Below are 13,286 nucleotides of genomic sequence, written 5' to 3'. Positions count from 1 at the left end.
CCGGATGAGGGGTTGTATCCGCGCATTCAAATGTAGAGACGAGTCGCGGAGAGATACCCCTCACCCGGCTGCGCTTCGCGCATCCACCCTCTCCCACAGGGGGGAGAGGGTGCACCTTCTCCGTGGTTGCTTGCCGGCCTATTCGCCTCACGTCCCGCGCAACAGCTCGCTCGCCACGACCCAGTCGTTGCCGTCGAACTGGAGCATATAGCCGTCCTTGATGGGGCGGAAATCCTGCGGCGTGGTGTTGAGCGTGATGCCGGGCATCAGCAGCGACAGCGGCACGTTCTTTAAGTTGGCCGCCTGCGCCATGATGTTCTCGCGCGTCAGATTGTCCTTGCACTGCCTCAGCAGGACCACCAGGGCCTCGGCGACGGTGTAGCCGTAGAGACCCGCGACATTGTTGATGTCGGCATTGGGCAGGCGCTTCTTCATGAAGTCGATATAGGCCGTCATCGCCGGATCGTCCTTCGGCGCCTCGACGAACGGCTTGAGCGAGCCGAGCGACAGCACGCCCTTGCCGGCATCGAGGCCGGCCGGCACCATCACGGTGGCCTTGTTGGCGCAGCCGCTGGCGATGAAGCGCTGCGGCTGCCAGCCGACCTCGTGCGCCTTCCGGACCGCCTGCGCGCAGGCGCGCGGCGTCACCGAATAGATCAGGAAGACATCGGCCTTGGTGTTGGCGAGCGTCAGCACCTGGGAATCGACGGTCGGATCGGCAACCTCGAAGCTCGAGGCCATCGCAATCGCCTTGTCGGCATCGGCGCCGAGCGCTTCCTTGACGCCGCGCAGATATTCCTTGCCGGCGTCGTCGTTCTGATAGAGCACGGCGAACCGCGCATTCGGGTTCTTGGCGCGGGCATAGGCGACGTCGATCGCGGCCTCGCTGGTGTAGTTCGGCGCCCAGGGCAGCGCCATCGACCACGGCATGTTGACGGGATCGTTCCACTTCGAGGCGGAGCTGATCAAGAAGAGCTGCGGCACCTTGTTGCTGTTGAGATATTTCGCGATCGCCGAGCTCGGCGCCGTGCCCATGGTGGCGAAGATGAAGGCGACGCCGTCGCTCTCGACCAGCCGGCGCGCCGCCTCCATGGTCTTGGGCGGCGAGAACGCGTCGTCGAGCGAGATCAGATTGAGCTTGCGGCCGTTGACGCCGCCCTTCTCGTTGACCTCATCGAAATAGGCCGCGATGACCTTTCCGGTGATGCTGAGTGGCGAAGCCGGCCCGCTATAGGGCATGGTGTTACCGATCTTGATCTCGGTGTCGCTGACGCCGGGACCGTAGGATTTTTGCGCGGAAGCGGGCGTGGACAGGCAGGCGGCAGCCAATGCTGCGGCCAGGGCCAAAGCGGCTTTCATGGTTTCTCCCCGATGATTATCGCCGCGCGACGCCATCAGGCGAACGCGCGACGCGCTGCTTTTTGTCAGCGCGTCAGATCACCGGAGTTCCGCAACACGGTCTTGCGTCGAGTTGCTGGTTAGCTAGTGTGGCGCCGCCGCAAGCTGAAGCCCAGGCTGACCCAGCCCGCGCCCGCCATGATCAGGTCGATGCCGAGGAACAGGCCGAGGATGTAGACGCTGTTGACCGGCCAGCGCGCCAGGATCAACAATCCGAGCAGCAGCGTAATCACGGCCGATAGCGCCACCCACACCCACGGGCTTTCGCGCTTCATGCTGAAGGCGAGAAACAACCTGACCGCGCCGGAAGCGAGCAGCGAGGCGCCGAGGAACAGCGTCAACAGGACGGCGGCGAACAGCGGATTCTCGAAGGTCAGGAAGCCCGCGACGACGTAGAGCACGCCGAGCAGGGCCCAGATCAAGAACTTGCCCCAGCTCTTCATCTGGAACGCCCCGATGATTTCGGTGACCCCGGCCACGATCATCATCGCACCGACCACGATCACGCTCGCCACCGTCGCCATGACCATGCTGCCGAGCGCTACGAAGCCGGCGACGAGATAAACGACACCGAGCGCGACGATCCATCCCCATTTGGCATGCAGCGCGGTGATGCCCGAGCCGAGACTGGGATGGTGAGACGTATCCGAAGCACTTGTCATGGCGGCCACTCCTGCATGCGAAGCCCGCGGGCACACGCCAGACTAGCATGCACCGCACCCGGGCAACAGCCAGCAGAGCAGCCTTCACCGGCAGCAACATTGACGCAAATCAAGATCGAATGCGGCGCTTCAGTCCGGAATGCTGAAATAGAACGCCGCCCCCTTGCCCACCTCGGCGCTGGCCCAGATGCGTCCGCCATGGCGTTGCACGATGCGCGATGCGATCGAGAGGCCGATCCCCGTGCCCTCGTACTCATCGGAATCGTGAAATCGCTGGAACGCCGCGAACAGCTTGTCGGCCTGCTGCATGTCGAAGCCGGCGCCGTTGTCGCGCACGCAATAGACCGTCTCGCGCCCTTCGGTCCAGCCGATCACCGTGACCAGCGGCTTCTCCCGGGCGCGGGTGAACTTGAACGCGTTGGAGAGCAGATTGACGAGCACCTGCCGCAGCAGAGCCTGATCGCCGACGCATCCGGGAATTTCGCCCAAATGGACGAAGACCTCACGGCCGGCATGCTGCCGGCGCAGTTCGTCGACGACCTCGCCGACGAGTGCTCCGACATCGACCGGCCCCTTCGACAGCGGCTGGCGGCCGAACCGCGACAGGCGCAACAGTCCGTCGATCAGGCGCTGCATGTGCTCGCCGCTTGCCAGGATGGCGCCGGCCAGCTGCTGCGGCTGGTCCGGCCATTGCGCGGAATGATCCTCGATCAGCGTCTCCGCATAGCCGACGATGACCGAGAGCGGACCGCGCAGATCGTGCGCGACGGAATAGGCGAATGCCTCGAGCTCCCGGTTGGCGGCTTCGAGCTCGAGGGTCCGCTCGCGGACCCGCAGCGCCAGCTCCGCATTCTCCAGGTGCAGGCGCCGCACCGCGAGCGCGCGCTCCAGCACGGGAATGACGACGCTGAGCTTGAACGGCTTGAGAATGTAGTCGAGCGCCCCCGCCTTCATGGCCTCGACCGCCGTCGCGATGGTGCCGTCGCCGGTCATGATGATGCCGACCAGATGCGGATCGATCTCCCGCGCGGCCCGCAGCAGCTCGATGCCGTCCATGCCCGGCATCATCAGGTCGGCGAGCAGGAGGTCGCATTTCGTGCGCTGCAGCTCCGCCAGCGCGGATCTGGCGTCGGTGAAGCCGACCGCATCGTAATCCTCGACTGGCAACGTGTCGCACAGCGCCCGCATCTGCGCAGCCTCGTCGTCAACCACCAGGATGCGGGCCTTTGACTTTGCGGTCGGCATTTCCTATTCGCTCACCTCTATCGCACCCTGTGCGCGGCCGGGCTCGCAGCATTGCGCCAGCGTTTCCCTCAATTCGCGAAGCTTCGGCGGCTTGCTCAGGAGGCAGTCGACATGGGCCGGCATGTCATCCTCGGACATCAGGCGCTTGCCCCATCCGGTCAGCATGATCACGGGCGTGGCGGGCGACGCGGCCTTGATCGCGCTCGCCACCTTGCGGCCGTCGACATCAGGCATGCCGAGATCGGTGATCACGGCGGCGAAGGTCTCGCCGCGCGCGGAGGCGGCGCGGAACGCGGCGATGCCCGCGACGCCGTCATTGGCCGTCGTCACGACGTGCCCCTCCGCCTCCAGCGTATTGCACAATGATTTCAGCAGGAGCGGATCGTCGTCGACCAGCAGCAGGCGCAGCCGGGAGAGCCTCGCGGATTCGAGCCTGTCCTGCGACGGCGTGGCCGGCGCCGCTTGCGGGACCGGAAAATTCAACGACACGGTGGTGCCGCGACCGACGGCGCTGTCGATCTCGATCTCGCCGTTGTGCCGCCGGAGGACGCCGTAGACCATCGCCAGGCCCAATCCGGTTCCGCGCTCCCCCTTGGTCGTGAAGAACGGTTCGAGGCAGCGCCGGCGGGTCTCCTCGTCCATGCCCAGCCCGTCGTCACCGACCTCGACCCGCACCTGGCCGTGCCCGTCCGCGCCGCCGGCAAGCTTGGTGCGCAGCATTAGCGTGCCGCCGCCGGGCACCGCATCGACGGCATTGAAGATGAGATTGATCAACGCTTCGCGGATTTCGCTCTCGATGCCAGAGATCGCGGGCAATTGCTCCGCGAGCTCGGTGCGCAGCGCGATCACGGTTCCGCGAAGCTGCGGCATGTCGCTCCACCGCGCCCGCGTGAGGTCGACGACCTGCTGCACCAGCTGGTTGAGATGAACCGGCATCAGCGTCAATTGCGGCTCTCGCTGCCGGTAGAACTCGCGCATGCGCGCCACGGTATGGGCCACGTCCTCGACCGCCCGCTGGATCGTCTCCAGATAATCGCGCGTGCGCGCACTCAGGCCCGGCTCCCGTTCCAGCAGCGATTGGGTGTAGAGCGACACCGGCGAGAGCGCATTGTTGATGTCATGGGCAATGCCGCTCGCCATCTGCCCAAGGGCGCGCAGCCGCTCCTGCTGCATCACGGCCTGCTGGGTCTGCCGCAGATCCTCGTAGGCCTGTTGCAGGGCGCCATGGAGCTGCGCCTGATGGGCGGCGAGCGCGACGTGCTCGCTCAATTGCCGCAGGAACTCGCATTCGCCGCTGCTGAAGCTGTCCCGCTCCTTCCGCGCCGCGACGAGGACGCCGAACACCCGGCTCTCCACCTGGAGCGGGCCAGCACCATCGCCCGCAGCCCGCCCCGCGCGAGTCGGACCGGGAACGGAAAGGACGACCGCGTGATGTCAGGCTCATAGACGAGCTGACCCATCACGCAACGCGAAAGGCCGTTCTCGTCGATGTCGATCCGCGACCGTTCGGGCATCGCTAGCTCCATGGCCAGCGCACCGCTCTTGATCCCGACGCATTCCACCGTCAGCACGTGATCGACCGCGTCGTGAAAGCACAGGCAGCCGAAATCCACCGGCAACTGGTCTTCGAGACTGCGAACCACCACCTGGAAAATGCTGTTGAGATCCTGCCGCTCGCCGATCGCGCGGGTGATCTGGTGCAGTAGGCTCAATCGGGCGAGTTGCGCCTGGGCCTTCTGCTCCGCGTGCCTGCGCACGAGAATTTCGGATTCCAGCGCAAGATTGGACGCTGCAAGCTGTGCGGTCCGCTCCTCGACACGCACTTCCAGCTCCTCGTTCAAGCGCGCGAGCTGGGCTTCCGCCCGCATCCGCTCCAGCATGTCCGACGAGGCCATCCGCATCATCGAGAGCAGCAGGACGAGGCGCCCGGCGACCTTGCCGAGGTGAGCGACCATCGCCTCGGTGTCGTGCGGTGCCTGCGAGTAGAGCATCGCGACGTGGCCGAGCAGAACGACCGCCCCCATCAGGGCCAGCGGCCCGAAGATGCGGTCCGTCGCTCGCAGCCGCCAGCACAGAACGCAGGTGATCGCCCACAACAGCGGCGCCACGATCAACACCGGACGGGTGATATCGAGCAGGCCCGGCGGGCGATATGGCGGAAGGCGCTGGAAGATCGCAATCAGCAGCACCGCGACGACGGCCATGAACAGTGCAAAGGCCGGCATCCCGACCCGATCCCGCCGCGCCGACCAGATCGCGGCGAGAATTCCGATCGCGAGGATGTGGGCGGCCGGCGGCCATGTCGCCGGCCGGAGAAATTCCCGCAGCTGCATGACGAACGCCAGCGACCCCGACCATTCCACGATCACCAGCACGTGGAGGAACTCCAGGACGAAGGTCGCGCCGAAGGCGATCGCGAGCCGCTTGGACAGCGGCTGTTCGATGCGCGCGCCCATATCCCAGAGCAGCAATGCCAGCAGCCCCGTGATGAGGGTGATGCTGGTGTCGAGAATGGTGTGGAGTTCCGGATAGTTCTGTCGTCCGGCGCCGAGCAGAAACACGCTGCCAATGCCAAAGGCGATCAGGACGCCCGCGACACTGAGCGATCGATTTGCAGTGCTGGCCCCGCTGTCCATATCGCTATCTTTGAGAAAGGGACGGCTCGAATCGAACGTCAGCGATGTTTCCGCCCTTTTTGCAGCGTATGCAATCTATACGTGCAGCAACCGCGAGGGAAGCGGCAGAGCCGCGGCTGCTCGCCTGCGACGATCCGGCAGGTGAATTGGCGCGCCGGGGGCACCGCCGGAGCGACGGCGGCGGCTCACAGGCCCCGCCGCTCCATGTCGAGCTCGGCCTTGAGGCTGTCGAGATCGCGGTAAATCGAGGCGACCGCAAGCACGCGGCCGGCCTTGCGGTACTTCAGCAGACAGTCCCTGCCGGCAATGCTGCCGTCGATCACGATGTCGTCAAAACTCTCGGCGTGGCCGACATAGTTGATCGGCACATCGTAGTGCTGGCTCCAGAAGAACGGCACGGCATCGAAGCGTTCGCGCCGGCCCAGCATGTTGCGCGCCGCGGTCTGGCCCTGCCGCTCCGCGACCACCCAGTGCTCGACGCGGATGGTTTGCCGCGAATGCGGATCGGGCCAGCGCGCGATGTCGCCAGCCGCAAAGATGCCGGCGATGCTGGTTTCGAGATATTCGCTCACGCTGACACCGCGATCCGCCGCAAGCCCCGCCTTCTCGGCCAGCGCAAGGCGCGGCTTGACGCCGATGCCGACCACGACGAGGTCGGCCTCGATGACGCCGCCGCTCTTCAGCGTCGCGCGCGTACCGTCGAGCCTCTCCACAGTGTCCCCGAGGTGGAAGTTGACGCCATTCTCTTCATGGAGCGCGCGAACGAAATCGCCCATCTCCGGTCCGAGCACGCGCTGCATCGGCCGCTCCTCCGGAGCGACCACATGGACCTCCAGCTTGCGTGCCCGTAACGAGGCCGCGACTTCGAGGCCAATGAAGCTGGCGCCGATCACCAGCACGCGCGTGGCGCTGCCGGCGGCCTTGATGATGGCCCGGCTGTCGGCGACGGAGCGCAAGGTGTGGACATGGGGCTGGTCGGCGCCCGGAATCTGCAATTTGACCGGCTCGGCGCCGGTCGCGAGCAGCAGCCGGTCGAACGGCAGTCTGTCGCCATTGCCCAGCGTGACGCTGCGTGTCTTCGCATCGATCGCGGAGACATTCGTGTTCAGCCGGAGATCGATGCCCGCATCCCGATAATAGTCCTCGCCCCGCAGCGGCAGCCAATCCTCCGGTGCGTTGCCGGCAAGATAGTCCTTGGAGAGGTTCGGCCGGTCGACCGGCATGGCGCCGTCATCGCTGAGCATGGTGATGGCGCCGGCAAAGCCCTCGCGCCGGAGCATCTCGGCCGCCGCGAAGCCGGCCGCGCCGCCGCCGACGATGACGAATTTCTCGGGCGCCGGCGCGCTGCGGGCGGTCGGCTTCGGTGCCTCACGCTTGCGCTGAACGATGATCCTGTCCTGGTCCCGCGTCACCTCCCATACGGCCAGCGCGCTCAAGGCCGGCGGGCGCGTCGCCTCGCCCGATCGCAAGGAGAAACAGGCGTGATGCCAGGGACAGCGGATGGTGTCGTCCACCACCAGGCCTTCGGCGAGCGGGCCGTGATAATGGCTGCAGGCGGGTTCGATCGCGAAGACCTCGCCGCCCGCCTGGACCAGCAGCACATCTTCCGCGCCGACATGGCCGAGCAGCTTGCCGTCCCTGAACGCGGTGAGCGCCACGCCTTCGGTCAGATCCGGTCCGCTGGGCTTGCTTTCCTCGCTCATGGTCATCTCCCTCGCAACTCAACGCGCAGCTCAGGATTGGACGGCGGGACCGGCGAAAAGTTCCCGCGATCGCTAAAATCAGGACCCGGCAACCGCCTTGCGCACGTCGGCCACGGCCTGCGCCCATTCGGCCGGCCGCTCCTGCGGCAGGTTATGACCGGCGCCTGCGAACACGCGCCGCTCGAAAAAGCCCTCGAACTTGCGCGCGTGATGGGCGGTGCCGGTATTGACGCCGTCGCTGTCGCCGTCGATTGCGATCGTCGGGACGCGGATCGGCGGCTGTGCCGCAAGCTTTTCCTCGATCCCGGCATAGGCGGGATCGCCCGCGACCAGCGCGTAACGGTGGCGGTAGGAGTGGATCACGACCTCGACGAAATCGGGATTGTCGAACGAGGTTGCGCTCCGCTCGAACGTCGCATCGTCGAAGGCCCATGTCGGCGACCACATCGACCAGAGCTGGCGGGCGAAGCCGCGCCGGTTGCGCTCCAGCGCGCGGCGGCCGCGCTCGTTGTGGAAGAGATATTGATACCAGAGCGCCGCCTCATGCGCCGGTGCCGCGGGCTCCATGGCGCGGGCGATGTCCTGGATGTTGTAGGAATTGCCGGAGACGAGCCCGACAACGCGCGCGGGGTGCAACGCCGCAACCACGCAGGCCGCGCGGCCGCCCCAGTCATAGCCGCCGACGACCGCGCGTTCGATGCGAAGCGCGTCCATGAAGGCCAGCAGATCGGCGCCCAGCGCCGCCTGCTCGCCGGAGCGCAGCGTTTCCGGGAAACGAAACCGCGTCGGCCCGTAGCCGCGCAGCCAGGGCACCAGCACCCGAGCGCCGGCCTGCGCGATGATCGGCGCAGTCTCGGCATAGGCATTCACGTCGTAGGGGAAGCCGTGGCCCATGATGCAAGGCCAGCCGTCAGGCGTGCCGTATTCGAGATAGGCGATGTCGAGGACATCCGTGGTGATGGTTTTTTGTCGCATGATTTGCTTACGGATTTGCGCGAGGTCGTAGCCCGGATGAGCGCAGCGACATCCGGGGATTGGCGACACCGGACCCGGATATCGCTTCGCTCATCCGGGCTACAAGGCTACAAGCGTCCCCTACTTCTGCGGGCCCGACAGCGAGATGTCGCGTTCGGCGCGGAACACGTTGCTGTAGAGGTTGGCGATCCACTGCCGGCCGATCTCGGTCTTGTTGAGGTAGCCGATCTCGGTCTGGATATGCGGTGCGACGCTGTTCCAATAGAACTGTGGATAGCGGTTCACGATGTCGGCGGGCGAGTCGTAGCCGAGTTGTCGGTTCATGCCGACCTCCTCGAACTCGTAGTAGAGCGCGTTGGCCTTGCGCAAATAGTTGGGATCTCCGAGCTGGCCGATGAAGTCGGCGGCACGCAGGATCGAGGCCTCGTCGTCATAGTCCTGGCCTTCCCGGGCCGGAAACCGCGTGCCCTCGATGGCGCGGGCAATGCGTTCCGGATCGAGTCCGGGAATATGTCGCAGCCGCCGCGTCACGTAAAGCTTCGACCGATCGACGTGATACATCATCAAGCTGGCATCCGATGCGCCGCGCGGCAAACAAATCTTGGTGTCGGCGGCATCGATCACGAAGCCGTCGACGTCATCCTCCTCGAACAGGCCGCGCACATAGCCGATGTCGTGGGCAAGGCAGGCGATCAGGATATGGACGTAATCCGCGGCCGACAGATGCGTATGAAGACTTCGGCCACTGAGGATGGAATGGCCGGCCAGCGTCACCAGCATCGTATGCTCGATATTGTGATAGAGCGCATCGCTATTGCCGATGCATTCCATCGCGGTGCGGGTCGCGCTCTCGACGATACTTGCAGAAGTCTCGTCGTACCGGCGACGCATGAACGTACCGAGCAACTTCTCCAGGGATTCGGCCGCCAGCCTCGGTAACGTGATCATGGATGCAGCCCCGCTTGTCGGTGGTGTTCCACGCCAACTCCCCACGTCTCATTCATGTCCTCGACGCAAAGGCCAGCATAGCCCATCTTTTGCCGGGTGACCAAATCCCGGAACAAAAATACGGAAATATGTTGCGTTGCGCGCTGCGACATCGCGTTTGCGGTCACGGCGCGATACACCCGGGGCGGGCTCGGCAGGACTGCGGCCGCCCAACACAAATCAAATTCGCTTTATCGGATGTTGACAAGAGACCACGGGAACGGGCCGCCGCCTGGCGCATGCGCCTGCATCGTCCTGGACGGCGGAGACCCGCGGTCATTCCACCAGCAGCACGTCGACGGCGACGCCGAGCTTCTGCTTCGGCGAACCGACGATGATGCCATCGACCGGGGAGACGTCGGAGAAGTCGCGCGCGACCGCGAGCACGATATGGTCGCCAGCGACCAGAAGATCGTTGGTCGGATCGAAATCGACCCAGCCCAGCTCCGTCCCGCACCACAGCGACAGCCAGGCGTGGGTGGCGTCGGCGCCTTGCAGCCGCGGCTGGCCCGGCGGCGGGATGGTGCGCAAATAGCCGCTGACATAGGCCGCCGGCAGGCCGAGCCCGCGCAGCCCTGCGATCATCACATGGGCAAAGTCCTGGCAGACGCCGTGCCGCTTGTCGAAGACCTCGTTGAGCGGCGTCGAGATCACCGTCGCCTTGGGATCGTAGCGAAACTGGTTGCGGATGCGGTGCATGAGATCGACCGCCCCTTTGACGATGCCCTCGCCGGGTGGAAAGCTCTCCGCCGCATAGGCGCTGACCGGACGCAGCACCGGCACCAGCGGACTCGCAAAGACGTAGCCGACCGGGGATGACGGCCCGAGGCTGGTTGCCTCGAATGCGATGTCGCGGATGCTCTCCCAGGCCGGGCTGACAGCATCGCGCGCCGGCGGCTGGCGCGAGACGGCGACGCGCGAGCGCGAGTCGATGCGCAAATTGCGATGCGCGGCTTCGATTACCACGCTCTCGGTCAGCGTGCCGAAGAAGTCGCGGCGGATATTGCGCTCGGACGGGCGCGGACGGATCTCGACCTGGTGCGAGATCAGTTCCTGACCGCTGCCGCTCTTCGGCTCCAGCCGCAGCGTGCAGCGGGCGAAGCTGACCGGACTCTCGTATTCGTAGGTGGTGACGTGACGGATGTCGTAGATCACGCCAGCCCCGTCAGCTTTTCCGGCCGGCTGGCATTGGGGCCATGCGGGAAGTAGTGCAGCCCGATCGCCTCGGCGAGGCTGAGCAGATCCTGCTCCAGCGAGAACAGCGTCTTGACCTCGAGCTTCTCGGCCTCGGCCGTCGCCAGCATCGCCTGCACCGCCACCGCGAGCCGTTGCGGCTGCTCGATCAGGCCGTGCTCCTTCAGGCTCGGCAGCGCCGCGATGTGCTCGTTCAGCGTCGCCACCTGGAACGCGACCGAACGCGGGTTGAAGCCGTCGAGCACCGCGAGGTCGCGCACCGGCGCCAGGATCGGCGCCAGCAGATAGCGCGAGCGGTAGGTGATCTGGGAATCCACCAGTGTCAGCAGGATGTCGAGATCCTCGTCGCCGGCCTCGTCATAGGCGAACTGGCGCGCGAATCGCGCCGTGTTGATGGCGCGCTCGGTGCGGCGGCCGATGTCGAGGAAGCGCCAGCCGGCGGCGCGGTTCATGTTCTCCTGCGCAAGGCCGGCAAAGCTCGCCAGTTCCTGCAAGGTCAGCTCGGCCGCGCTCAGCACGCTGTCGTCGTCCTCGACCTCGTAGGCGAGGCGCTCGGCCATCTCGGTGATGACCTGCCAGGCATCGGGCGACAGCCGCTCGCGCAAGGAGGTCGCGGTGCGCAGCGCCGCGCGCACCAGCGACAGGGCCGAGCCGAAACGCTCCGCGCTCTGCAACGCCTCGGCAGCGATCCGCCCGGGGGCCGCGCGCGATGTCTGCGAGATCGCGCCCCAGGCCACCAGCAGGCGCTGGATGCGTTCGGCCGATTGCAGCGAGGCCGCGGTGCCCTTGTTGGGCCCGCTCGGCGAGCCGAGCGCGCGCACCAGCCGCAAGGTCGCCTCGGCGCGCTCGAGATAGCGGCCGAGCCAGAACAGATTGTCGGCGGCGCGGCTCGGCAGCACGCCCGCGATGCGGCGGATCCGCACCTTGTCGGTCGCGGGCAGCAGCGTCGCGGTCGAGACCTGCTTGCCCGAGACGACCCAGACGTCGGCGGCGCGGGCGCCGTCGCCCATCGACACCGCGCGCGCATCGGCCTGCTCGGCGATGCGGCAGAAGCCGCCGGGCATGATGGCCCAGCCGTCAGGTGTGGCGGCTGCGAACACGCGCAGCACGAAGGGGCGCGGCGTGATCTGGCCCTGCTCCCACACCGGCATGGTCGAGAGCCGCACCACCTCCTGGCCGACATAGTCCATGCCGCGTGCGCCGATGGCGTCGATCAGGCGCTGGCGTCCGGCGGCGTCGAGCTCGCTCGCCAGCACCGGACCGTTGCTGTCGAAGCCGGGAACGCCGCGGCGGTAGGCGCCCTCGATCGCGACCTCGTCGAGCCGCGACAACACCTCGTCGCGCGCGATGCGCTGGCCGCACCACCAGGTCGCGATGTGCGGCATCTTCAGCTCTTCGCCGAGCAGGCGGCGGCTGAGCGCCGGCAGGAAGCCGAGCAGCGCCCGCGCCTCCAGCACGCCGGAGCCCGGCATGTTGGCGACGACGACGCCGTCCTTGCGCAGCACGTCGATCAGGCCGGGCACCCCAAGCCGCGAAGACGCATCGAGCTCGAGCGGATCGAGCGAATTGGAATCGACGCGGCGGAGCAGCACGTCGAGCCGCTTCAGGCCGGCGACGGTGCGGATGTGGATGCGGTTGTCGCTGACGGCGAGATCGTCGCCCTCGACCAGGAGGAAGCCGAGATAGCGCGCCAGCGTCGCGTGCTCGAAATAGGTTTCGCTGAAACTGCCGGGCGTGAGCACGCCGATCCGCGGCTCGTCGCGATCGGCGCGTGCGCGCAGGCTGTCGCGGAACGCCTCGAAGAACGGCGCGACGCGCGGCACGTTCATCGACTTGTAGAGATCGGAGAAAGCGCGCGAGAGCACGAGGCGGTTCTCCAGCGCATAGCCCGCGCCTGAGGGCGCCTGCGTGCGATCGCCGAGCACCCACCAGCGACCGTCGGGCCCGCGGCCGACATCGGCGGCGTAGAGCGAGAGATAGCGCCCGCCCGGCGGCGGCACGCCGCAGACGGGACGGAGATATTCGGGACTGCCGGCGATCGCGGCCGCCGGCAGCGCGCCTTCCGCGACCAGCCGGCCCTCGCCATAGATGTCGCGCAGCACGAGCTCGAGCAGCTCGGCGCGCTGGGTGATGCCGTCGCAAAGCTGCTTCCAGTCGGCCTCGTCGATAAGCAGCGGCAGATGGCTGAGCGACCACGGCCGGTCGGCACTGTCGCCGGGGGCGCGGTAGGTGACGCCGGCCTCGCGGAGGTGGCGGTCGGCCATGCCGAACCGCCGCTCGATCTCGTCGGGCGCAAGCGCGCCGAAGGCATCGAAGAAGCGGCTCCAGACCGCGCGCGGGGCGCCGTCGGGCCCCAGGAACTCGTCGGGAATGCCGGGCAGGCGGCTATAGTCGCGGACCCATTGCGCGAGCCGGCGCTGGCTTTGCGCCTTACCCGCCTTGTCGTCCTCTTCGGCTGCGCCCTCGCCCATGCGCCTCTCCCTGCC

The 13,286-nt window shown here is 66.7% G+C and carries 10 protein-coding genes; all 10 read right to left on the bottom strand.

The annotated features are described in order from the left end of the window. Positions 1-147: 147 nt before the first annotated feature. Positions 148-1,359: an ABC transporter substrate-binding protein gene (locus tag BJA_RS14810; protein ID WP_038965753.1), complete on the bottom strand. Its 1,212-nt coding sequence runs from the start codon at positions 1,357-1,359 to the stop codon at positions 148-150. Between the two features lie 119 nt (positions 1,360-1,478). Continuing rightward, positions 1,479-2,060: an HdeD family acid-resistance protein gene (locus BJA_RS14805; protein WP_028172340.1), complete on the bottom strand. Its 582-nt coding sequence runs from the start codon at positions 2,058-2,060 to the stop codon at positions 1,479-1,481. A 129-nt stretch (positions 2,061-2,189) separates the two neighbouring features. Then, positions 2,190-3,305, bottom strand: a complete 1,116-nt coding sequence (locus BJA_RS14800) for a sensor histidine kinase (RefSeq protein WP_011085770.1) — start codon at positions 3,303-3,305, stop codon at positions 2,190-2,192. Positions 3,306-3,308: 3 nt separating this feature from the next. Next, a complete protein-coding gene (locus BJA_RS42655; protein ID WP_197535738.1) occupies positions 3,309-4,649 on the bottom strand; it encodes a hybrid sensor histidine kinase/response regulator in 1,341 nt (446 codons plus the stop codon). Further along, positions 4,571-5,941 (bottom strand): MASE3 domain-containing protein, encoded by a 1,371-nt coding sequence (locus BJA_RS42650; RefSeq protein ID WP_011085768.1) that lies wholly within the window; start codon positions 5,939-5,941, stop codon positions 4,571-4,573. Before BJA_RS42650 ends, BJA_RS42655 begins: the two co-directional genes overlap by 79 nt. Before the next feature lie 185 nt (positions 5,942-6,126). Next, the gene (locus BJA_RS14790) at positions 6,127-7,644 is read right to left on the bottom strand and encodes an FAD-dependent oxidoreductase (protein ID WP_038965761.1); all 1,518 of its coding nucleotides are present in this window, start codon (positions 7,642-7,644) and stop codon (positions 6,127-6,129) included. A 78-nt stretch (positions 7,645-7,722) separates the two neighbouring features. Then, on the bottom strand, positions 7,723-8,619 hold the full coding sequence (locus tag BJA_RS14785; protein WP_038965754.1) for an alpha/beta fold hydrolase: 897 nt from the start codon (positions 8,617-8,619) through the stop codon (positions 7,723-7,725). A gap of 120 nt (positions 8,620-8,739) precedes the next feature. Beyond that, on the bottom strand, positions 8,740-9,567 hold the full coding sequence (locus BJA_RS14780) for a metal-dependent phosphohydrolase (protein WP_028172344.1): 828 nt from the start codon (positions 9,565-9,567) through the stop codon (positions 8,740-8,742). Between the two features lie 315 nt (positions 9,568-9,882). Further along, positions 9,883-10,761, bottom strand: coding sequence for a transglutaminase family protein (locus tag BJA_RS14775; protein WP_011085763.1), 879 nt, complete (start codon positions 10,759-10,761; stop codon positions 9,883-9,885). After that, positions 10,758-13,271, bottom strand: coding sequence for a circularly permuted type 2 ATP-grasp protein (locus BJA_RS14770; protein WP_011085762.1), 2,514 nt, complete (start codon positions 13,269-13,271; stop codon positions 10,758-10,760). The genes BJA_RS14775 and BJA_RS14770 overlap by 4 nt, the downstream gene beginning before the upstream one ends. Between the last annotated feature and the right edge of the window lie 15 nt (positions 13,272-13,286).

Origin of the sequence: Bradyrhizobium diazoefficiens USDA 110, assembly GCF_000011365.1 — a bacterium.
GTDB classification, from domain to species: domain Bacteria; phylum Pseudomonadota; class Alphaproteobacteria; order Rhizobiales; family Xanthobacteraceae; genus Bradyrhizobium; species Bradyrhizobium diazoefficiens.
Note: the sequence above shows the minus strand (reverse complement) of the source record. Positions and strands in the feature narration are given on the sequence as shown.